This window comes from Kosakonia sp. S42 (genome assembly GCF_016624785.1).
GTDB classification, from domain to species: domain Bacteria; phylum Pseudomonadota; class Gammaproteobacteria; order Enterobacterales; family Enterobacteriaceae; genus Kosakonia; species Kosakonia cowanii.
In genome coordinates this window covers 167,309-187,926 of sequence record NZ_JACVTW010000001.1, presented here as the reverse complement: position 1 = coordinate 187,926, position 20,618 = coordinate 167,309, and the positions used below count along the sequence as shown (strand labels likewise).

Genomic DNA, 20,618 nt, shown 5'->3' with positions numbered 1-20,618 from the left:
TACTGTATGTTTATACAGTAACTCAGAGGGCTGGATTGCTTATGCACACTTCAGGCTATGCAAATCGTTCTAAAACATCCGCTTCCGCGATTAACACATTGAACCAGAGCGATTCGAATACTCTCGCTACCGGGCTGATTAGCGAAGTGGTTTACCATGAAGACCAGCCCATGATGACTCAGTTATTATTGCTGCCATTGCTACAGCAGCTTGGTCAACAGTCACGCTGGCAGCTGTGGTTAACACCGCAACAGAAATTAAGCCGTGAATGGGTTCAGTCTGCTGGCTTGCCGCTGACTAAAGTGATGCAGATTAACCAACTCTCTCCCGGGGTTACGCTGGACTCTATGATCCGGGCGTTACGTACCGGTAATTTCAGCGTTGTCATTGGCTGGCATACTGAGGAGTTGACGGAAGATGAACATCGCCGCCTGGCATCGGCAGCCGAAGAAGGCAATGCGATTGGCTTTGTTATGCGTCCAATTCGTCGCAATCCCCTCGCTGCGAGACAGCTTTCCGGGATAAAAATTCACTCAAATTTGTATCATTGAGTAAATTTAGGAGTTTTCCTGGGATTATTTTTCGCCGCTTCCAGTATCCCCTATTTATTAGCTAAATAGAGCCGCAAAGCTTGTGCGGCGTGGTTTGCCATATATCAATGATGAACGATATCTGAGCACAAATGTTAAATTTTGTGTACACAAAGCCTTTTTTTTCATATGCCTGACGGACTTCACACTTGTAAGTTTCCAACTACGTTGTAGACTTTACATCGCCAGGGGTGCTCGGCATAAGCCAAAGATATCGGTAAAGATATCTGCAGAGTTGTCAGTGAGCAATGCCCCCGGTGAAGGATTTAACCGTGACTTCTCGACGAGATTTCCATGGCGATTTTTGGATGATAACGAGGCGCAAAAAATGAAAAAGACAGCTATCGCGATTGCAGTGGCACTGGCTGGCTTCGCTACCGTAGCGCAGGCCGCTCCGAAAGATAACACCTGGTACACCGGTGCTAAACTGGGCTGGTCTCAGTTCCACGATGTTGGTAACAACCAGATCCCTAACAATGGCCCGACTCACGAGAGCCAGTTAGGCGCTGGTGCGTTCGGTGGTTATCAGGTTAACCCGTACGTTGGCTTTGAAATGGGCTATGACTGGCTGGGTCGCATGCCGTACAAAGGCAGCGATGTAAACGGCGCATTCAAAGCTCAGGGCGTTCAGCTGACCGCTAAACTGGGTTACCCTATTGCTGATGACGTTGATCTGTACACCCGTCTGGGTGGTATGGTTTGGCGTGCAGACGCTAAAAACAACCAGGGCTTCAAAGATCACGATACCGGCGTTTCTCCGGTCTTCGCTGGTGGTGTTGAGTGGGCAGTTACCCGTGATATCGCTACCCGTCTGGAATACCAATGGACCAACAACATTGGTGACGCGAACACCGTTGGTGGTCGTCCGGACAACGGTCTGCTGAGCCTGGGTGTTTCTTACCGTTTCGGTCAGCAGGAAGATTCCGCACCGGTAGTTGCTCCGACTCCGGCTCCGGCTCCGGAAGTACAGACCAAGCACTTCACTCTGAAGTCTGACGTTCTGTTCACTTTCAACAAAGCAACCCTGAAACCGGAAGGTCAGCAGGCACTGGATCAGCTGTACAGCCAGCTGAGCAACCTGGATCCGAAAGACGGTTCCGTAGTGGTTCTGGGCTTCACCGACCGCATCGGTTCTGACTCTTACAACCAGGGTCTGTCTGAGAAACGTGCTCAGTCCGTTGTTGATTACCTGGTTTCTAAAGGTATCCCGGCTAACAAAATCTCCGCACGTGGCATGGGTGAATCCAACCCGGTTACCGGCAACACCTGTGACAACGTGAAAGCACGCGCTGCTCTGATCGATTGCCTGGGTCCGGATCGTCGCGTTGAGATCGAAGTTAAAGGTATCAAAGACGTTGTAACTCAGCCGCAGGCTTAAGTTCTCCGTCAGAAAAAACCCCGCCATTGCGCGGGGTTTTTTATTATGTAGCGTCTGGATATGGGAAGAGTCAGGCAGCCCGATGACTACTCTTTTCCGAGCAGCGCCTGCAGGTCGTGCTTTATGGTCGACATTTTCGACGCATACTTCTCTTTATGCTCTGCATCCTCAATCAACTGGACAATCGTTTCGGAAAGCGTCTTCCCGCGGCGCTGTGCCAGCCCCGCCAGTCGTTGCCAGACAACAAACTCCAGGTCGATTGATTTTTTACGCGTATGCTGATGCTCGGCATTGAAATGCCGCTTACGGCGCGCACGAATAGTCTGCTTCATCCGGTTGATTAACGCCGGATTAATATGCTGCTCTATCCAGGCGTTAACGCGCACGGGCTCATTTTCGAGGGTCAATAAATTATCGACGGCCTCTTTAGCCGCACTCGCTTCCACATAGCGGGTGATTAACTCCCCTTCACGGTGCTTTTTAACCAGATACTTCCATTTCCAGCCGCTTTCGAGATTTTCCAGTTGTTGATATTTCATTTCTCTCTCAACGTAACCGCGTAACTGAGTCCAGAATATCAGTTTTTTAAGACTCTGCTCAGAAGAAATCACCAGGAAGAGTCGATCTGCCGGGTCAGGCTGGCTGAAAGTTGTAATCATTGTGTGATGCGCCAGCGTTTACGGTATAATCCCGCCTTTTACAGCTAACTAAAAAAACGACTTTGACCACTACAAAACTTGAATGGAACGACCTGGTTCCTGATACAGATAGTTATCAGGACGTGTTTGAATCGTCCGCATTAGCGAGCGAAACGGACTTCTCACTGGCCGATACTCAGCCCCGATTGCAATATGCGCTTGAGCAGTTGCTCTACCCGCGCGCAACATCGCGCTTTTTACTGACAAAAGCGCCAGAAGAAGCCGAATATCTCACGCTTATTGGTGAAACGCTCACCTCGCTACTGCCTGCCACGCACACCCCTTTAGGCGGGCAGTACGATATTAATGGCTCAACTGTGCGTTTCGAACCCACTACTAATCCCGCGAGTAATTTCGTCGGTAAGCAACCTGTTGTGGTTGCCGACTGGGTTGAAGCCGAGCAGCTTTTCGGTTGCCTGCGTCAGTTTAATCAAGAGATTACCCTTCAGCCAGGCCTGGTTCATCAGGCAAACGGCGGCGTATTACTGATTTCGTTGCGAGCTCTTTTAGCCCAGCCATTACTCTGGATGCGTCTGAAAACCATGGTGACGCAGCGCCGTTTCGACTGGGTATCGTTTGACGAGTCGCGCCCGCTTCCGGTGTCGGTACCATCTATGCCGCTGGATCTGAAAGTTGTTCTGGTCGGCGAGCGTGAGTCGCTGGCAGATTTCCAGGAGATGGAGCCGGAACTCGCTGCACAGGCGATTTATAGCGAATACGAAGAGACCCTGCAGGTTACAGATACCGACACACTGCGCGTATGGCGTCAGTGGGTAGAACAAACGGCCAGCGCCGCACAATTACCGACGCCGGCGGCAGATGCCTGGGCCACGCTAATTCGTGAAGCCGTGCGTTATACCGGCGATCAAGAAACATTACCGCTCTGCCCTTTGTGGCTCTCGCGCCAACTGCGCGAAGTTGCGGCATTAACGGCCGACAACACTTTTGATAACGATGCCCTGACCTCCATGCTTGCTCAGCGTGAGTGGCGAGAAGGGTTCCTTGCGGAGCGGATGCAGGATGAGATCCTGCTTGAGCAGATCCTCATCGAAACCGAAGGTGAACGTATCGGCCAGGTTAATGCCCTTTCCGTGATTGAATTCCCGGGTCACCCGCGAGCGTTTGGCGAACCCTCGCGCATCAGCTGTGTTGTGCATATCGGTGACGGGGAATTCAATGACATCGAGCGCAAAGCGGAACTCGGTGGCAACATCCATGCAAAAGGCATGATGATCATGCAGGCATTTCTGATGTCCGAGCTGGATCTTGAACAACAAATTCCTTTCTCTGCCTCACTCACCTTTGAACAGTCTTACAGTGAAGTGGATGGCGATAGCGCTTCAATGGCTGAGCTTTGCGCGCTGATCAGTGCGCTGGCAGAGGTGCCGGTTAATCAACGTCTTGCTATTACCGGCTCAGTCGATCAGTTTGGTCGTTGCCAGCCGGTCGGTGGTTTAAACGAAAAAATTGAAGGCTTTTTCGCCATCTGCCAGCAACGTGAACTGACCGGCGAGCAAGGGGTCATCATTCCTGCGGCGAATGTTCGGCATTTGTGTTTACGCCAGGAGTTGCTGGATGCCATTGAGGCGAAGCAATTTTCCATCTGGGCAGTGGATGATGTGACAGATGCGCTACCCTTATTGATGGGTCTGGCATGGGACGCTGAAGGGCAAACCAACCTCAAGCAAATCATTCTCGAACGTATCGCGCAGGCAACCCAACAAGAGGCTCGCCATCGCTTTCCCTGGCCGTTACGTTGGCTAAACTAGTTCACTGTTAACTGATCGGACTTGTTCAGCGTACACGTGTTAGCTATCCTGCGTGCGAAATTACAAATAAGGCTTATTAAGAACATGGTAGATAAACGCGAATCCTATACAAAAGAAGATCTTCTTGCCTCTGGTCGCGGCGAACTGTTTGGCGAAAAAGGCCCGCAATTACCGGCTCCGAATATGCTGATGATGGACCGTGTGGTCAAAATGTCCGAGACCGGCGGTAACTTCGATAAAGGCTACGTTGAAGCTGAACTGGATATCAATCCGGACCTGTGGTTCTTCGGTTGCCACTTCATCGGAGATCCGGTTATGCCGGGCTGCCTCGGTCTTGATGCCATGTGGCAGCTGGTTGGTTTCTACCTCGGCTGGCTGGGCGGCGAAGGCAAAGGCCGTGCGCTTGGCGTAGGTGAAGTGAAATTTACCGGTCAGGTTCTGCCGACAGCGAAAAAAGTCACCTACCGCATTCATTTCAAACGCATCGTTAACCGTCGTTTGATCATGGGTCTGGCTGATGGTGAAGTGCTGGTTGACGATCGTCTTATCTACACAGCATCCGATCTGAAGGTCGGTCTGTTCCAGGACACCTCTGCTTTCTGATAGCAGCGTAGCCCTGCCAAAACGCGAAACCTCCGCAATGCGGAGGTTTCTTTTTCTAAAGAGACAGAATCAGGCAGTCACTGCCCTGTCCTCCATGGCCTGTCGCCAGCCTCCAAGCCACTCGGACCTTTGATTCAGGGTTTGGTACGGACACATCTCTTTCGAGCGCCCCGTAATACCAGCCTGATAACCACGTTGATGTGCCCGTTCCAGGCGATCGCGTTTTTGTCTCTTCATGCCTCGTTTCCCTCATTCTTTTATCTGGTGGAAAAGAAAACAGTGGTCACTTAATGTGCAACCACAGGTCACAAATACCTTGAATAGACCGCGTCGTCAATGCGCAAAATTCACGCCAGTGTCATAAATGTGACCTGGACAAAACTTCATTTGTACAATAAATGCGCGTTTATCGGACTAAGTTTCTGAGCTCAAAAATAAAAAAAGCCGCCGCAGGCACAGACCCGTTGCGGCTCGTTTGATCATTAAATCTACTTATGGCAGACGGTTTAACTCCGCAGCGATACTGGCGGCTTCCTGCTGCCAGCCCTGCGCCAGGGTTTTGACCATCGCATCGTAACCATCTTCTTGCTGCTTCAGCTCGATATGGAAAGGCCGCTTAATTAAGCTGCCCTGATGCTTAAGCAGCCATTCGCCGCTGACAATAACGCGCCCGTCATAGCGACCATGAAAACCGGTTACCGTCACATTCAGCGTGTCCTGCTCGCTACCCAGCGGCTGCGATGCCACAACCCAGCCGGGTAAGGCATTGCCCAGGTTCGCCACCAGCGTATTACGCAACTGCTGATCGAGCGGGCTGGCCCAGAGGTTGTTATTGGCAATAACGTATTGCACATCGCTGGTTTGATATACTACGCCATTCCCCGCCAGATAGTCTGGCACAGAGACCTGCTCAACCCAGAGCTGGCGGTTGCCCTGGGTTTGCCCGGTCATCGACTGCGTCGTGGTTACCGACGGCGAAGGTAGCTGGTAGTAACTTTTGTTATCACCGCCGCTGCTGCAGGCGGTTAATAACAGGACAAGCATCGCCAGTGCGCTCTTTCTCATTGTTTCGCCCTCTTCGGCTGCGGATCGTCTTTCCCTTTCGCTTCGAATACCAGCGCATTGCTCTTATCGTTCAGCGTCTTCAGCACCGGCTGCAGTTCCCGTAACACCTGATCCAGACGCTGCATATCCGCCACCATCTTGTTGTAGGCGGCCGACCCCGGCTGGAACCCTTGCATACTGCGATTAAGCTCGCGCAGCGTAGACTGCATATCTGCCGGAAGCTGCTGCATTGACTGGCTGGCAGTCAATTTATTCAGGTTATCCAGCGTCGTTTGCAGACGTTTAAGGGTTTGCTGGCTCTCTGACAGCGTATTTGTCGCCTGCTGAATCATTGGATTGAGCGGCAGGTTGTTAATCTTATCCAGCGTATCCATCAGTCGCTGCTGGATTTGCGCCAGGCCGCCGCTCATCGTTGGGATGATTGGGTAGCCCTCAAACTCAGTGAACTCTTTCATCGGCGGCGCATTGTTGTAGAAATCGAGATCGACATACAGCGCGCCGGTGACGATATTCCCGGTCTTCAGCGATGCGCGCAGGCCACGATTAAGTAGCTCTTTCATATGTGCGGTCATATCGGCATCCTGTCCCAGCTGATTCGCCAGCCGCTCAGGCTCAATGCGGATCAGCACCGGAATGCGGTAATCATCGTTCAGCGCCTGGCGCATGCCCGGGTTAAAGAACGGCACCTTGCTCACGGTTCCAAGGCGAATACCGCGGAACTCCACCGGCGCACCCGGCTGCAGGCCGCGAATCGAATCCTTAAAGAACATCAGGTAGTCGACATGGTCGGTATAGAGCGAATCCTGAATACTGCGCTGATCGTCATAGAGTTTGAAGGCGCTCTTCTCCGCCACCGGCTGTCCTAAGTCCAGCCCATCCGGGATATCAAAACTGACGCCACCGCCAAACAGCGTCGCCAGCGATCCCATCTCGACACGCATCCCGGCAGAAGTGAGATCGACAGCGATACCGCTATCTTTCCAGAAACGGACATTGCTGGTCACCAGCCGATCGTTCGGCGCATTGATGAAGAGCTGATAGGTCATGGTCCGTTTTTGCGTATCAAAGTTACTGGTTTCAACCGAGCCCACACGATAGCCACGGAACAGCACCGGATCGCCAGGTGAGAGTTGACCCGCCTTGCTGCTGTCGAGGATCACGCGGATACCTTTGGCATCCGGCGGTGCCAGCGGAGGGGCATCCAGCAGGGTATATTGATCGGGCACGCTGCCTTTGGCACCCGGCTGAAGTTCAATATAAGCACCCGAGAGCAGCGTTCCGAGGCCGCTAACTCCTTCCCGACCGACCTGCGGTTTTACCACCCAGAATACCGAGTCGTTATGCAGCAGTTTTTCCATACCGGAGTTGAGCCGCGCTTTAATCTCCACGTGGGTTAAATCATCGGTCAGCGTTGTACTCTCTACGACGCCGACATCCACGCTGCGGCTCTTAATCGTCGTTTTCCCGCCGACAATGCCCTCAGCATTAGTGGTGATCAGCGTCACTTCCGGCCCCTGATGGCTGTAGTGATAAAAGAGGATCCAGGCGCCAATCAGCGCGGTCACGATCGGGAAAATCCAGACCGGTGACCAGTTCCTTACTTTTTGCACCTGGGCTTCGCCCTGTTTATTCTCCATGCTCTGACAACTCCTCATGGTGCGTTTGTGGCTCCCGATCCCAACTGAGACGCGGGTCGAAAGTCATCGCCGCAAACATCGTGATAATAACGACCAGCGCAAACATTAGCGCACCCATTGCAGGATAGATATTCATCAGCCCGCCAATGCGAACTAACGCAGATAGCACCGCAATAACAAAGACATCGATCATTGACCAGCGGCCAACAAACTCGACCACCTCATAAATAAAATGCATCCGTTCACTGTCACGTCTGCCATAGCCTTTCGCATCAATACAGAGCCAGGCAATGCCGATCATTTTCAGCGTCGGCACCATAATGCTGGCAATAAAAATCACCAGCGCTACGGGATAGGAGCCCTCGCTCCATAACAGCACCACCCCCGCCAGTATGGTCGATGGCGTCGGATCGCCCAGCAGATCCGTAATCATGATCGGCAAAATATTGGCCGGCAGATAGAGCATGATCGCCGTGACGAGCAGCGCCAGCGTCCACTGTATGCTATGGCGTCGCCGGGCATAACCGCGCGTATGGCACCGCGGACAAACCGGATTATCCATCGGAACGATTGCCGTGCAGCAGGGGCAAGAGCGCAGCCCCTGACGGATCCCGGTAATGCCCGCATGCAGAGGTTGCTCAAGTACAGGCGCAGGCGCGATGTCATCCCATAGCCAGTGGCGATCGACGCACTGAAACGCGCGCAGCTGCAGCAGGCAAAAGAGGCACCACGGAATGAAGCTGCTGCCGATGCCGATATCGCCATAGGCCATCAGTTTAACGAAGCTCACCAGCACGCCAGCAAGAAAAATCTCCGCCATGCCCCAGCTTTTCAGCTGAAACAGCACCCGCGCCAGCGCGATTTTAAGGCGAAAATCCATCCGCACCCGGTTTACCAGCAGCAGGATAGTGATAAGGCAGAAGGCAGGCACCAGCTGGACAAAAAGCAGGAAGAGCGTGCCAAGGCTGGCGTAATCTTCCGAGAACATGACGCTTGGGATCTCAAGCAGCGTCACTTCGCTGCCGATGCCCGCCACCTGCATATTGACGAAGGGGAAGAGATTAGAGAGCAGCAGCATAAACAGGGCGACGAGGGCGTACGCCGTCGGACGCTGCCGCGGCTCCTGCCATTCGGTCGTCAGGGTTGTGCCGCAGCGCGGGCACGCCGCCCGGTGTCCATGTTGCAGCGACGGTAACGCCACCAGCATGTCACATTGCGAGCAGAGAATGTGGCGCGTGCCATGATGGTGGTGTTCACACATACCGCTTTCCTCTATGCGCCGTTTTTCAGCGCCTCCAGATACTCCCAGCGTTCAAACGCCGCTTCCAGTGCCTGCTCGGCTGACGCCATATCAGCGAGGACTTTTTGCGTATGATCGTGCGGCTGGCTGAAGAAACTTGCATCCGCTACCTGCGCCTGCAAGGTTTCCAGCTCTGCTTCCAGCTGTTCCAGCTTTTGCGGCAGCTGTTCCAGCTCACGCTGCAGGTTATAGCTTAGTTTGCTGGCGCTGCGTTTAACAGTTTCTGCTTTGGCGGCAGGCGCCTCGGCACTTTTCTGCACCGCAGCGTGTTTAAACGCCTGCGAAGCTGCCTGCTGACCGCGCGCATCGTGATAACCACCAACATACTGCCCGATGCGCCCTTCGCCTTCGAAGATCCAGCATTCGGTCACAGTGTTATCAACAAACTGACGGTCGTGGCTTACCAGCAGAACCGTGCCCTGGTAGCTATCAATCAGCTCTTCCAGCAGTTCGAGGGTTTCCACATCCAGGTCGTTGGTCGGTTCATCGAGAATCAGCAAGTTGCTGGGTTTCAGGAACAACCGCGCCAGCAACAGGCGGTTACGCTCCCCGCCTGACAGCGCGCGTACCGGCGTCATTGCCCGCTTCGGATGGAACAGGAAGTCTTGCAGGTAGCCGAGAATATGGCGCGGCTTGCCGTTGACCATCACTTCTTGCTTACCTTCCGCCAGGTTGTCCATTACGGTTCTGTCGGGATCCAGCTCAGCACGATGCTGGTCGAAGTAAGCCACTTCAAGCTTGGTACCAATGTGAACGCGGCCGCTATCGGCTTTCAACTGTTCAAGCATCAGCTTCAGCAGAGTTGTTTTACCGCAGCCGTTCGGGCCAATCAGCGCAATTTTATCGCCGCGCTGCACCTGAGTTGAGAAGTCACGCACCAGCGCTTTACCGTCGACGCCGTAGTTAACATGCTCCAGCTCGAAGACGATCTTGCCAGAGCGGGATGCCTCCTCGACCTGCATTTTTGCGCTGCCCATCACCTCACGGCGTTCGCTGCGCTCGCGGCGCATCGCTTTCAGTGCGCGCACGCGCCCTTCGTTACGGGTACGACGCGCCTTAATGCCCTGGCGGATCCACACCTCTTCCTGCGCCAGCTTGCGATCGAATTCGGCGTTTTGCAGATCCTCTACGCGCAGCGCTTCCTCTTTCTCCAGCAGATACTGGTCGTAATTGCCCGGATAGGAGACCAGCTTGCCGCGATCGAGATCGACAATCCGCGTCGCCATATTGCGGATAAACGAACGGTCGTGCGAAATAAAGATAATGGTGCCGCCGAAAGACTTCAGGAACCCTTCCAGCCAGTCGATGGTTTCAATATCGAGGTGGTTGGTTGGCTCATCAAGCAGCAGCACGCGCGGCCCGCTGACCAGCGCACGCCCCAGCGCCGCTTTACGCAGCCAGCCGCCGGAGAGCGCCGAGAGCGACATATCGGCCGTCAGGCCGAGCTGCGCCAGCACTTCATTGATGCGGTTCTCCAGCTGCCACAGGCCGTGGTGATCCAGCATCTCCTGCACACGTGCCAGTTCCGCGAGGTTTCTGTCGCTCGGATCGGTCATCACCAGGTGAGAGACCTCGTGATAACGCTTGAGATACTCTGCCTGCTCTTCGATACCTTCGGCAACGAAATCGTAGACGCTGCCGCTGACATTGCGCGGCGGATCCTGCTGCAGACGCGCAACAACTAAATCCTGCTCATAAACAATGCGACCATCATCGAGATTCACTTCCCGGTTGAGGATCTTCATCAGCGTCGATTTGCCTGCGCCGTTACGGCCAACCAGACAAACACGCTCATTCTCTTCGATATGCAGTTCCGCATTATCGAGAAGCGGTGCGTCGCTGAATGAGAGCCACGCGCCGTGCATACTAATTAATGACATCTATTTATCCTTTCAGGCTGCGGTAATCAGCCAGCAGTTGTGGATTTGACGGTTGCGGGCAAAATCCTGCGACTGCGTTTTTTGGGTAATTTCTTGTGCTTTAAGCCCCAGCTTCGCCAGCCCGTCGAGATCCATACGGAAACCGCGTTTGTTATTGGAGAACATAATGGTGCCCCCTTTGCGCATCAGACGCTTCAGGTCTTCCATCAGGCGCATATGGTCGCGTTGCACATCAAAAGACTCTTCCATGCGCTTGGAGTTAGAGAAGGTGGGCGGATCGATAAAGATGAGATCGAACTGCTCATCGGTCTCCTGCAGCCAGCCGAGGCAATCCGCCTGGATCAGGCGATGCGCGCGGCCGCTTAAGCCATTAAGGCGCAGGTTACGCTCTGCCCACTCCAGATAGGTGCGGGACATATCCACGGTGGTGGTTGAGCGTGCGCCGCCGAGGCCCGCATGGACGCTGGCGCTGCCGGTGTAGGCGAAGAGGTTAAGGAAATCTTTGCCTTTGCTCATCTGGCCCAGCATGCGGCGGGCAATACGGTGATCGAGGAACAGGCCGGTATCCAGATAATCGGTCAGGTTGACCCACAGGCGCGCGTTATATTCGCTCACCTCAATAAAGTCGCCCTTCTCATTCATCTTCTGATATTGATTATTGCCCTTCTGGCGCTCACGGGTTTTCAGCACCAGCTTGTTAGGCGCAATACCGAGCACGTGAATGGTGGCGGCAATAATATCGAACAGGCGTTGACGCGCTTTTTGCGCATCGATGGTTTTCGGCGCGGCGTACTCCTGCACCACCACCCAGTCAGCATAGCGATCGACAGCAACGTTGTAGTCCGGCAGATCGGCATCATACAGGCGATAACACTCAATCCCCTCCTGACGCGCCCACTTCTCCAGCTTCTTAACGTTTTTACGCAGGCGGTTAGCGAAATCTTCAGCCATCGCTGGCGCTTTCGCTTCGCCGGTGTTTTCCGCCAGATGGTAGTTTTTCTGCACGCAGTCGAGCGGGCCGTTTTTGGCTTTGAACTGACGGTCGGCGCGCAGCTGCAGGCAGTTGAGCAGATCGACCGAGGCGCTAAACAGCGACAGGTTCCAGCCGCCAAACTGCGTCTTCAGCAGACGACCCAGCAGGCTATGCAGGGCGATCAGTGCCGGTTCACTCTCAAGGCGCTCGCCGTAAGGCGGGTTACTGATAACCGTGCCGTACGGGCCTTGCGGCAATGGGTTGCTGAGCTGCGCGACATCTTTGGCTTCAAAGGTAATCAGCTCGCCAATTCCGGCGCGACGGGCGTTTTTACGGGCATTCTCAATGACGCGGGCATCGCTGTCAGAGCCATAAAAACGGGATTCATAGGTCGCCAGCCCCTGGCGCGCGCGGTTTTGCGCATCGGCTTTCACTTCGCCCCAGATGGCATCATCATGCTGCGCCCAGCCGCTAAAACCCCAGTGGCCACGGTGCAGGCCAGGCGCGCGATCGGTTGCCGCCATGGCAGCTTCAATCAGCAGCGTGCCGGAGCCGCACATCGGATCGAGCAGCGGCGTGCCCGGCTGCCAGCCAGAGCGCATCACAATTGCTGCGGCCAGGTTCTCTTTGATCGGCGCGATGCCGGTACGATCGCGGTAGCCGCGCAGGTGCAGACCTTCGCCGCTCAGATCGAGCGAGATATGCGCCGTTTCCTGGTTGAGCCAAACGTTAATGCGCAGATCCGGCATTTCACGCTCGACATTCGGGCGCGGCAGGTTCTTGCGCGTAAAGCTGTCGACAATCGCATCTTTCACTTTCAGCGCGCCGTACTGGCTGTTGCGGATCTCATCGTTCAGCCCGCTGAAGTGCACGGCAAAGGTTGCGCCCGGGTTGAAAATCTCTGTCCAGTTGATCGCCTGCACGCCGAGATAGAGATCAAGGTCGCTGTAAACCTTGCACTCTCCCAGCGGCATCATAATGCGCGAGGCCAGGCGGCTCCACATCAGGCTTTGGTACAGGAGCCGCGTGTCGCCTTCAAAATGGACACCACCCTGAACGACGCGGCACTCCACGGCGCCGAGTTTTTCAAGTTCAGTTTTTAACAGCTCTTCCAGCCCACGGGCCGTACTGGCAAACAGAGAAATCATAATGTCACTTACACTCTACGAAAATTGTTGCGCATTATAGCTAATCTCGCCCTCATGTCATAAAGTTGAGGGCTTATTTTCGTCTAACAGGGAGGAAGACGTGCCTACCCTTTCACGTCTTTATATCCATCCGGTGAAATCCATGCGCGGTATTGGCCTGACGCATGCCCTCGCCGATGCCAGCGGCCTTGCGTTTGACCGGGTTTTTATGGTCACGCAACCTGATGGCACCTTTATTACCGCACGTCAGTTTCCGCAGATGGTGCGTTTTCTGCCCTCGCCTTTAACGGATGGCCTGCATCTGACCGCGCCCGACGGCAGTAGTGCGGTGATCCGCTTTGCCGATTTTGCCCCCGACGCCGCACCTACCGAGGTGTGGGGCAACCACTTTACGGCGCTGATTGCCCCTGCGGCCATCAACCAGTGGCTGAGCGGATTTTTCGACCGCGAGGTGCAGCTGCGCTGGGTGGGCACAAAGCCGACCCGCCGCGTTAAGCGCCACGAAGAGGTTCCCCTCTCCTTTGCCGATGGCTTTCCCTATCTGTTAACTAATGAAGCCTCGCTGCGCGATCTGCAACAACGATGCCCTGCCAGCGTGCAGATGGAGCAGTTTCGACCCAACCTGGTGGTGACCGGCGCGCAGGCGTGGGAGGAGGATAGCTGGAAAGTGGTGCGCATTGGCGACGTGGTGTTTGACGTGGTTAAACCGTGCAGCCGCTGCATCTTTACCACCGTCAGCCCCGAGCGCGGCCAGAAACACCCTGCCGGCGAGCCGCTCGCCACGCTGCAAAAGTTCCGCACGGCGCAGGATAATGGCGACGTCGATTTCGGTCAGAACTTAATTGCCCGCAACAGCGGCGTCATTCGCACCGGCGATGAGGTTGCGGTGCTGGCTACCGGCCCGGCGAAAGTATATGGCGCGGGTGCGGTCGTTGAATCACTTGAACCGGAGGCGCAACCCGCAGGCACGGTGGATATTGAGTGGCAGGGTCAGACCTTTCGCGGTAATAACCAGCAGGTGCTGCTGGAGCAGCTGGAAAACCAGGGGATCCGCGTGCCCTACTCATGTCGCGCAGGCATCTGCGGCTGCTGCCGGATACGTTTAGTCGAAGGGGAAGTGAGCGCGCTGAAACAGTCAGCGCTGGGTGAGGATGGCACTATCCTCAGTTGCAGCTGCGTACCGAAAACGTCGCTGCGGCTGGAGTCTTAAACCGCCTGTTCGAAAGCGAGGCTCGCGGCATTAAGCTGCGGCTTCAGGCGATCGTTCATAATTTTTATCGCATCGCCCAGCTGCATCGTGCGCCCGGCAATCACCACGCCGGGCTGCGCCAGCAGGCAGAGCGTCGCGTTCTCTCCTGGCTCTACCACCAGCAAATTCACGCACTCTTGCGTATCGCTTAACCAGACGCAGGCACCGTCGCCAGTGGCGGGCGTCCACGGGGAGTTGTGGCTCAAAAAGTGCCAGCTTTTCGGCATTTGCGGTTTAAGAAAGCGGATTGCCACCAGCGCATTGAGCACCAGCTCGGCGCGTTGCTCATTAGATAATTCTAAATCGCGGCATTTTTCATCGAAGGAGAAATAAAGCGCAGCGTCATCAACACAAAAACCAGACGGGGAAAAGGCATCAGGCGTCAGCATTTTACGGGCGAATCGGGAGCGAAATAACATACCATTGGCTAAATCGAGCATCATACGATCGTGCTCATCATCAAAATACCAGCGCCAATTATCGTCAGGTTTAATTCGCATTGTTTCCCCCTTTCCCCCTAAACATCCTGTTGTTTTTTCATCCGTTGTGCCGCCTCGCTTATTAACTTAATAATTGAAGACTGAAATGTTTAAATTAGCAACAGTGACGGAATATAAAACAACCAGGGCCGGAAATAAAGCCCTGGTTACGCAGGAGGGGAAAAAGATCAGAGGTGGGTGACGATCTCTTTTACCAGCGGTGGGCCTTTAAAAATAAAACCAGAATAAATTTGCACCAGCGAAGCGCCCGCTTCCATCTTCTCGCGTGCGGCAATCACCGAGTCGATTCCGCCGACACCAATAATCGGTAAACGCCCGGATAATTCTTGTGACAGACGTCGGATAATTTGCGTACTTTTTAATTGCAGGGGACGTCCACTTAAACCACCGGTTTCATCACAGTGCTTCATTCCCTGAACCAATGCCCGGTCGAGCGTGGTATTGGTGGCAATAACGCCATCAATATTGTGGCGAACTAAACTGTCAGCGACCTGGATTAGCTCTTCTTCAGAAAGATCGGGCGCAATTTTCACCGCCACCGGAACATATTTATGGTGGCGAGCTTGCAGATCATTCTGCTTAATTTTAATGGCACTGAGTAAATCATCCAGCGCTTCGCCATATTGCAAAGTGCGCAAACCTGGGGTGTTTGGCGAAGAGATATTGATGGCGATATAACCGGCATAGGGGTAAATTTTCTCCATGCAGATCAAGTAGTCATCTTTTCCCTGTTCAACCGGCGTATCTTTATTTTTGCCGATATTAATACCGAGTACGCCGTCAAAATGCGCCTTTTTGACATTCTCGACCAGGTTGTCGACGCCAAGATTGTTAAAGCCCATGCGGTTAATCAGCCCTTCAGCTTCCACCAGGCGGAAGATCCTAGGCTTATCATTTCCCGGCTGCGGGCGCGGCGTCACGGTGCCAATCTCGATTGAGCCAAACCCCATCGCGCCCAGCGCATCAATGCACTCACCGTTTTTATCCAGACCTGCGGCCAGACCGAGCGGATTTTTAAAGGTCAGTCCCATGCACTGCACCGGTTTTGCCGGTACACGCTGGCGGACAAGCGCTTCGAGCGGCGTGCCGGTAATACGGCGCAGCTGCTGGAACGTTAATTCATGAGCGCGTTCTGGATCGAACTGGAAAAGGGCTTTACGAACGAAGGGGTAGTACATGAACTCTCCTGGATTCCCGGTGTGCAAACCGGGGGCGTATTATCAGTGAAAGCGCAGCGAAAGGGAATTGACCTGTGGCAAAAAAAGCCTATTCCGCGCAATCGTTTTCCTCTCAGACCCTCTCTTTATGCAAATTTCAGCAACTTTTCCCCGAATAAATCATTTAGGGGAATAAACCGCCTCTGTCACACTGCCTGAAATTGTTATCAATGTTATCTAAAAGCAAACATTTGGTTATAAGGAGTAAGCATGCGCGTTGTCACCCTGGCCGGCAGTCCCCGCTTTCCCTCGCGCTCCAGCGCGCTTCTGGAGTATGCCCGCGATCGGCTTTCCGCGCAGGGCGTTGAGGTTAACCACTGGCATCTGCACAATTTTGATCCTGAAGACCTGCTTTATGCCCGCTTCGACAGCCCGGCACTGCAAACCTTTATCGAGCAACTCAGCACCGCTGAGGGGCTGATTGTCGCCACCCCGGTCTATAAAGCAGCCTATTCCGGAGCCCTAAAAACCCTGCTCGACCTGCTTCCCGAACGCGCGCTGGCAGACAAAGTGGTATTACCGCTGGCAACGGGCGGTACGGTAGCGCATCTGCTGGCGGTGGATTACGCCCTGAAACCGGTGCTGAGCGCCCTCAAGGCACAGGAGATCCTCCACGGCGTCTTCGCTGACGACAGCCAGGTGCTCGATTATCAACATAAACCGAGCCTGACGCCCAATCTGCAAGGCCGACTGGATAGCGCGCTGGAGACCTTCTGGCAGGCGCTGCACCGCCGCGATATTAAAGCCCCGGATTTCCACGCCCCGCAAGGAGTTGCTCATGTTTAACCGCCTCTCATTTTCCGCCACCGGGCTGCTGCTTGGCGGGTTGCTCACCCTCTCCGCCTGGGCGCAAGCCGCCGAGCCGGCACCGGAGGCTTTGCGCATTGGCTATCAGAAAGGGAGCGTCAGCATGGTGCTGGCGAAAAGCCACGGCCTGCTGGAGAAGCGCTATCCGCATACCAAAATTTCCTGGATTGAGTTCCCGGCCGGGCCGCAAATGCTTGAAGCGCTCAATGTCGGCAGTATCGATCTTGGCAGCACCGGCGATATCCCGCCGATTTTCGCCCAGGCTGCGGGCGCAGATCTGGTCTATGTCGGCGTCGAGCCGCCAAAACCGAAAGCGGAAGTGATCCTCGTGGCTGAAGATAGCCCAATCAAAAGCGTAGCGGATTTGAAGGGCCATAAAGTCGCGTTCCAGAAGGGCTCCAGCTCCCATAACTTGCTGTTGCGGGCGCTGCAACAGGCCGGACTTAAATTCAGCGATATCCAGCCGGTGTTCCTCAGCCCGGCAGACGCGCGTGCCGCGTTCCAGCAACACAATGTCGACGCCTGGGCTATCTGGGATCCCTACTACTCTGCCGCCCTGTTACAAGGCGGTGTGAGGGTGCTGAAAGATGGCACCACCCTCAAACAGACCGGCTCGTTTTACTTAGCCGCGCGTCCCTATGCCGAGAAGAACGGCGCCTTTATTCAGGGCGTACTGGATACCTTCAGCGCAGCGGATGCATTAACGATTAGCCAGCGTGACGAGAGTGTTGCCCTGTTTGCCAAAACCATGGGGCTGCCGCAGCCGGTGATCGCCACCTATTTCGATCACCGTCCACCGACCAAAATCACCCCGGTAAATGAGGCAACGGCCGCACTGCAGCAACAGACCGCCGATCTTTTCTATGAAAACCATCTGGTACCGAAAAAAGTCGATATCCGTAGCCGCATCTGGCAGCCGACCCAAGAAGGAGCGAAATCATGAGTCTGAATCTGTTCTGGTTTTTACCGACCCACGGTGATGGTCACTATCTTGGCACCGACCACGGCGCGCGGCCGGTTGATTATGGCTATTTGCAGCAGATCGCCCAGGCAACCGACAGGCTCGGCTTTAGCGGCGTGCTCATCCCGACCGGGCGATCCTGTGAAGATGCGTGGCTGGTGGCCGCCTCGTTGATTCCGGTTACCCAGCGCCTGAAGTTTCTGGTTGCCCTGCGCCCGAGCGTGATCTCACCGACGGTCGCCGCGCGCCAGGCGGCGACGCTCGACAGGCTCTCCAATGGACGGGCGCTGTTTAACCTGGTGACCGGCAGCGATCCGCAGGAGCTGGCAGCCGACGGTGTGTTCCTCGATCACAGCGAACGCTATGAGGTGTCGTCGGAATTTACCCATATCTGGCGTCGTTTGCTGGAGGGCGACACCGTCGATTTCACTGGTAAGCATTTACAGGTACGCGGCGCGAAGCTGCTCTTCCCTCCTGTACAACAGCCGCGCCCGCCCCTCTACTTCGGCGGATCGTCCGACGTGGCGCAGGATCTGGCGGCAGAGCAGGTCGATCTCTATCTCACCTGGGGCGAGCCGCCGGAGCAGGTAAAAGAGAAGATTGAGCAGGTGCGCGCCAAAGCCGCTGCCCACGGGCGAAAAGTGCGCTTCGGTATCCGTCTGCATGTGATTGTGCGTGAAACCAATGCCGAGGCGTGGCAGGCAGCGGACCGCCTGATCTCACACCTTGATGATGCAACGATTGAAAAAGCGCAGGCAGCCTTTGCCCGTCAGGACTCGATTGGTCAGCAGCGTATGGCCGCCTTACACAACGGTCGTCGCGATAAGCTCGAAATTAGCCCTAATTTGTGGGCCGGGGTCGGTCTGGTGCGTGGCGGCGCGGGCACGGCGTTAGTGGGCGATGGCCCGACGGTTGCAGCGCGCATCAATGAATATGCCGCTCTCGGTATCGATAGCTTTATTCTCTCAGGCTATCCGCATCTGGAGGAGGCGTATCGCGTCGGCGAACTGCTCTTCCCGCATCTGGATGTCGCTATCCCCGAGATCCCGCAGCCGCAGCCGTTACAGCCGCAGGGTGAAACGGTGGCGAACGAGTTTATTCCGCGTAACGTGGCGCAAAGCTGAGGTTGTGATGGCGAAAGAGAATAAGTGGTTGTTGCGCCTGGCTCCCTGGCTGTTGCCAGCGCTGATAGTCGCGGTCTGGCAACTCGCCTCGACCTTCGGCTGGCTCTCAAGCCGTATCTTTCCGTCGCCGGAAGGGGTGGTAGAAGCGTTCTGGACGCTGAGCGCCAGCGGTGAGCTGTGGCAGCATCTGGCGATCAGCGCCTGGCGCGCGGCGATTGGTTTCTCCATCGGCGGCAGCATTGGCCTGACGCTTGGGCTGATTAGCGGTCTCTCGCGCTGGGGAGAACGCCTGCTGGATACCTCGATTCAGATGCTGCGTAACGTGCCGCATCTGGCGCTGATCCCGCTGGTGATCTTGTGGTTTGGTATTGATGAGACGGCGAAGATTTTTCTCGTCGCGCTCGGGACGCTGTTTCCGATCTATATCAACACTTGGCACGGGATCCGTAATATCGACCGCGGACTGGTGGAGATGGCGCGCAGCTATGGCCTCTCCGGCTTTGCGCTCTTCGCCCATGTGATCCTGCCCGGTGCCCTGCCGTCGATTATGGTTGGCGTGCGCTTTGCGCTCGGCCTGATGTGGCTGACGCTGATTGTCGCCGAAACCATCTCAGCGAATGCCGGTATCGGTTATCTGGCGATGAACGCGCGCGAGTTTCTGCAAACCGATGTGGTGGTGGTGGCCATCATTCTCTACGCCCTGCTCGGCAAATTGGCCGATATCAGCGCACTGGCGCTGGAGCGTCTGTGGCTGCGCTGGCACCCCGCATACCATACGAAGGAGGCGACAGCATGAATACTGCCCGACTGAATCAAGGCATCCCGCTGCTGTTAAATGGCGTCACCAAACGTTATGGCGCCAACACGGTGTTAAATGGGCTCGATCTGCATATTGCCGCCGGGCAGTTTATCGCGGTGGTGGGCCGCAGCGGCGGCGGGAAAAGCACGCTGCTGCGTCTGTTAGCGGGGCTGGAGACGCCTAACAGCGGTGAGCTGCTGGCAGGCACCACGCCCCTTGCCAGCATTCAACATGATACGCGCATGATGTTTCAGGACTCACGTCTGCTGCCGTGGAAATCGGTAATTGATAATGTCGGCCTCGGGCTGAAAGGCCGCTGGCGAGAGGCAGCAGAAACCGCGTTACGCTCGGTGGGGCTGGAGCAGCGCGCGGCAGAGTGGCCGGCGGCGCTCTCGGGCGGGCAAAAGCAGCGTGTTGCGCTGGCGCGCGCGCTGGTGCATAAACCGGGTTTGCTGCTGCTTGATGAACCGTTAGGCGCGCTGGATGCCCTCACCCGGCTGGAGATGCAGGCGCTGATCACGCAATTGTGGCAGGAGCAGGGATTTACGGTGGTGTTGGTGACGCACGATGTCAGTGAAGCGGTAGCGATGGCAGACCGCGTGTTGCTGATTGAGGAGGGGAAAATTGGCCTTGATGTGAGTGTCGATTTGCCGCGCCCACGCCGCCTCGGATCGGTCAGACTGGCCGAGCTCGAAGAGCAGGTGTTGAACCGCGTGATGCAGCGCGGCGAGTCCGAAAACAGCGTTGTGCCCCGAACCCGCCACGCGTGATGTTAGTAACGAACAGTACCAGCCCGTAGGCCCGATAAGCGCAGCGACATCGGGCATTGCTGCCGGATGGCGGCTGACGCCTTATCCGGCCTACAATTAAGCCCATGCACGCTTTCCGTAGGCCCGATAAGCGCGGCGCCATCGGGCATC

At 55.5% G+C, this 20,618-nt stretch carries 19 protein-coding genes; 10 read left to right on the top strand and 9 right to left on the bottom strand.

Features of this window, described 5'->3' with window-relative positions:
• Positions 1–41: 41 nt before the first annotated feature.
• Together sulA and ompA are read left to right on the top strand one after the other, a co-directional pair.
• The gene (gene sulA, locus IAE50_RS00800) at positions 42–551 is read left to right on the top strand and encodes an SOS-induced cell division inhibitor SulA (protein WP_200579318.1); all 510 of its coding nucleotides are present in this window, start codon (positions 42–44) and stop codon (positions 549–551) included.
• A gap of 367 nt (positions 552–918) precedes the next feature.
• Positions 919–1,968 carry a porin OmpA gene (gene ompA / locus IAE50_RS00795; RefSeq protein ID WP_023481315.1) on the top strand — a complete coding sequence of 350 codons (1,050 nt, stop codon included), beginning with the start codon at positions 919–921 and terminating at the stop codon, positions 1,966–1,968.
• Positions 1,969–2,054: 86 nt separating this feature from the next.
• Here the strand turns inward: ompA and matP are convergent, their stop codons facing one another.
• The gene (gene matP, locus IAE50_RS00790; protein ID WP_023481810.1) at positions 2,055–2,507 is read right to left on the bottom strand and encodes a macrodomain Ter protein MatP; all 453 of its coding nucleotides are present in this window, start codon (positions 2,505–2,507) and stop codon (positions 2,055–2,057) included.
• Between the two features lie 182 nt (positions 2,508–2,689).
• Here matP and IAE50_RS00785 point away from each other — a divergent pair, with 182 nt between their 5' ends.
• Both IAE50_RS00785 and fabA read left to right on the top strand, forming a co-directional pair.
• Positions 2,690–4,435 (top strand): Lon protease family protein, encoded by a 1,746-nt coding sequence (locus IAE50_RS00785; protein WP_200579317.1) that lies wholly within the window; start codon positions 2,690–2,692, stop codon positions 4,433–4,435.
• Between the two features lie 84 nt (positions 4,436–4,519).
• Positions 4,520–5,038 carry a bifunctional 3-hydroxydecanoyl-ACP dehydratase/trans-2-decenoyl-ACP isomerase gene (gene fabA, locus IAE50_RS00780; RefSeq protein WP_023481591.1) on the top strand — a complete coding sequence of 173 codons (519 nt, stop codon included), beginning with the start codon at positions 4,520–4,522 and terminating at the stop codon, positions 5,036–5,038.
• 69 nt (positions 5,039–5,107) lie between these two features.
• Here the strand turns inward: fabA and rmf are convergent, their stop codons facing one another.
• The 6 genes from rmf to rlmKL form a co-directional block, all read right to left on the bottom strand.
• Positions 5,108–5,275 (bottom strand): ribosome modulation factor, encoded by a 168-nt coding sequence (gene rmf, locus IAE50_RS00775; protein ID WP_023481470.1) that lies wholly within the window; start codon positions 5,273–5,275, stop codon positions 5,108–5,110.
• 255 nt (positions 5,276–5,530) lie between these two features.
• Positions 5,531–6,103, bottom strand: coding sequence for a membrane integrity-associated transporter subunit PqiC (gene pqiC / locus IAE50_RS00770; protein WP_200133969.1), 573 nt, complete (start codon positions 6,101–6,103; stop codon positions 5,531–5,533).
• Positions 6,100–7,740, bottom strand: a complete 1,641-nt coding sequence (gene pqiB / locus IAE50_RS00765) for an intermembrane transport protein PqiB (RefSeq protein ID WP_200579316.1) — start codon at positions 7,738–7,740, stop codon at positions 6,100–6,102. Before pqiB ends, pqiC begins: the two co-directional genes overlap by 4 nt.
• A complete protein-coding gene (gene pqiA, locus IAE50_RS00760; protein ID WP_042714229.1) occupies positions 7,730–9,001 on the bottom strand; it encodes a membrane integrity-associated transporter subunit PqiA in 1,272 nt (423 codons plus the stop codon). The genes pqiB and pqiA overlap by 11 nt, the downstream gene beginning before the upstream one ends.
• Before the next feature lie 11 nt (positions 9,002–9,012).
• Complete coding sequence (locus IAE50_RS00755; protein WP_094420319.1) at positions 9,013–10,920, bottom strand: ABC transporter ATP-binding protein; 1,908 nt, start codon at positions 10,918–10,920, stop codon at positions 9,013–9,015.
• A 12-nt stretch (positions 10,921–10,932) separates the two neighbouring features.
• Positions 10,933–13,041, bottom strand: a complete 2,109-nt coding sequence (gene rlmKL / locus IAE50_RS00750; RefSeq protein ID WP_200579315.1) for a bifunctional 23S rRNA (guanine(2069)-N(7))-methyltransferase RlmK/23S rRNA (guanine(2445)-N(2))-methyltransferase RlmL — start codon at positions 13,039–13,041, stop codon at positions 10,933–10,935.
• Positions 13,042–13,141: 100 nt separating this feature from the next.
• Here rlmKL and IAE50_RS00745 point away from each other — a divergent pair, with 100 nt between their 5' ends.
• The gene (locus IAE50_RS00745; protein ID WP_200579314.1) at positions 13,142–14,251 is read left to right on the top strand and encodes a YcbX family protein; all 1,110 of its coding nucleotides are present in this window, start codon (positions 13,142–13,144) and stop codon (positions 14,249–14,251) included.
• On the opposite strand, the gene zapC is transcribed toward IAE50_RS00745, so the two are convergent.
• Both zapC and pyrD read right to left on the bottom strand, forming a co-directional pair.
• Entirely contained in the window at positions 14,248–14,790 is a 543-nt protein-coding gene (gene zapC, locus IAE50_RS00740) for a cell division protein ZapC (protein WP_094420322.1), read from the bottom strand. The genes IAE50_RS00745 and zapC overlap by 4 nt on opposite strands.
• A 167-nt stretch (positions 14,791–14,957) precedes the next feature.
• Positions 14,958–15,968: a quinone-dependent dihydroorotate dehydrogenase gene (pyrD, locus tag IAE50_RS00735; RefSeq protein ID WP_023481354.1), complete on the bottom strand. Its 1,011-nt coding sequence runs from the start codon at positions 15,966–15,968 to the stop codon at positions 14,958–14,960.
• Between the two features lie 249 nt (positions 15,969–16,217).
• On the opposite strand from pyrD, the gene ssuE reads away from it, so the two are divergent.
• From ssuE to ssuB, 5 genes are read left to right on the top strand one after another with little or no spacing between them, the layout of a single operon-like run.
• A complete protein-coding gene (gene ssuE, locus IAE50_RS00730) occupies positions 16,218–16,793 on the top strand; it encodes an NADPH-dependent FMN reductase (protein WP_094420323.1) in 576 nt (191 codons plus the stop codon).
• The gene (locus IAE50_RS00725; RefSeq protein ID WP_023481445.1) at positions 16,786–17,757 is read left to right on the top strand and encodes a sulfonate ABC transporter substrate-binding protein; all 972 of its coding nucleotides are present in this window, start codon (positions 16,786–16,788) and stop codon (positions 17,755–17,757) included. Before ssuE ends, IAE50_RS00725 begins: the two co-directional genes overlap by 8 nt.
• Positions 17,754–18,899: an FMNH2-dependent alkanesulfonate monooxygenase gene (gene ssuD, locus IAE50_RS00720; RefSeq protein WP_042716666.1), complete on the top strand. Its 1,146-nt coding sequence runs from the start codon at positions 17,754–17,756 to the stop codon at positions 18,897–18,899. The genes IAE50_RS00725 and ssuD overlap by 4 nt, the downstream gene beginning before the upstream one ends.
• A gap of 7 nt (positions 18,900–18,906) precedes the next feature.
• Positions 18,907–19,695 (top strand): aliphatic sulfonate ABC transporter permease SsuC, encoded by a 789-nt coding sequence (gene ssuC, locus IAE50_RS00715; RefSeq protein ID WP_042716665.1) that lies wholly within the window; start codon positions 18,907–18,909, stop codon positions 19,693–19,695.
• Positions 19,692–20,468 (top strand): aliphatic sulfonates ABC transporter ATP-binding protein, encoded by a 777-nt coding sequence (gene ssuB / locus IAE50_RS00710; protein ID WP_124968837.1) that lies wholly within the window; start codon positions 19,692–19,694, stop codon positions 20,466–20,468. The genes ssuC and ssuB overlap by 4 nt, the downstream gene beginning before the upstream one ends.
• Positions 20,469–20,618 lie beyond the last annotated feature (150 nt).

Coding starts and splice junctions, on each gene's coding strand:
- pyrD (WP_023481354.1), bottom strand. CDS start 15,968: ATGTACTACCCCTTCGTTCGTAAAGCCCTTTTCCAGTTCGATCCAGAA.
- ssuD (WP_042716666.1), top strand. CDS start 17,754: ATGAGTCTGAATCTGTTCTGGTTTTTACCGACCCACGGTGATGGTCAC.
- pqiB (WP_200579316.1), bottom strand. CDS start 7,740: ATGGAGAATAAACAGGGCGAAGCCCAGGTGCAAAAAGTAAGGAACTGG.
- pqiC (WP_200133969.1), bottom strand. CDS start 6,103: ATGAGAAAGAGCGCACTGGCGATGCTTGTCCTGTTATTAACCGCCTGC.
- ompA (WP_023481315.1), top strand. CDS start 919: ATGAAAAAGACAGCTATCGCGATTGCAGTGGCACTGGCTGGCTTCGCT.
- matP (WP_023481810.1), bottom strand. CDS start 2,507: ATGAAATATCAACAACTGGAAAATCTCGAAAGCGGCTGGAAATGGAAG.
- rlmKL (WP_200579315.1), bottom strand. CDS start 13,041: ATGATTTCTCTGTTTGCCAGTACGGCCCGTGGGCTGGAAGAGCTGTTA.
- fabA (WP_023481591.1), top strand. CDS start 4,520: ATGGTAGATAAACGCGAATCCTATACAAAAGAAGATCTTCTTGCCTCT.
- sulA (WP_200579318.1), top strand. CDS start 42: ATGCACACTTCAGGCTATGCAAATCGTTCTAAAACATCCGCTTCCGCG.
- ssuB (WP_124968837.1), top strand. CDS start 19,692: ATGAATACTGCCCGACTGAATCAAGGCATCCCGCTGCTGTTAAATGGC.
- pqiA (WP_042714229.1), bottom strand. CDS start 9,001: ATGTGTGAACACCACCATCATGGCACGCGCCACATTCTCTGCTCGCAA.
- ssuE (WP_094420323.1), top strand. CDS start 16,218: ATGCGCGTTGTCACCCTGGCCGGCAGTCCCCGCTTTCCCTCGCGCTCC.
- IAE50_RS00755 (WP_094420319.1), bottom strand. CDS start 10,920: ATGTCATTAATTAGTATGCACGGCGCGTGGCTCTCATTCAGCGACGCA.
- ssuC (WP_042716665.1), top strand. CDS start 18,907: ATGGCGAAAGAGAATAAGTGGTTGTTGCGCCTGGCTCCCTGGCTGTTG.
- IAE50_RS00725 (WP_023481445.1), top strand. CDS start 16,786: ATGTTTAACCGCCTCTCATTTTCCGCCACCGGGCTGCTGCTTGGCGGG.
- rmf (WP_023481470.1), bottom strand. CDS start 5,275: ATGAAGAGACAAAAACGCGATCGCCTGGAACGGGCACATCAACGTGGT.
- zapC (WP_094420322.1), bottom strand. CDS start 14,790: ATGCGAATTAAACCTGACGATAATTGGCGCTGGTATTTTGATGATGAG.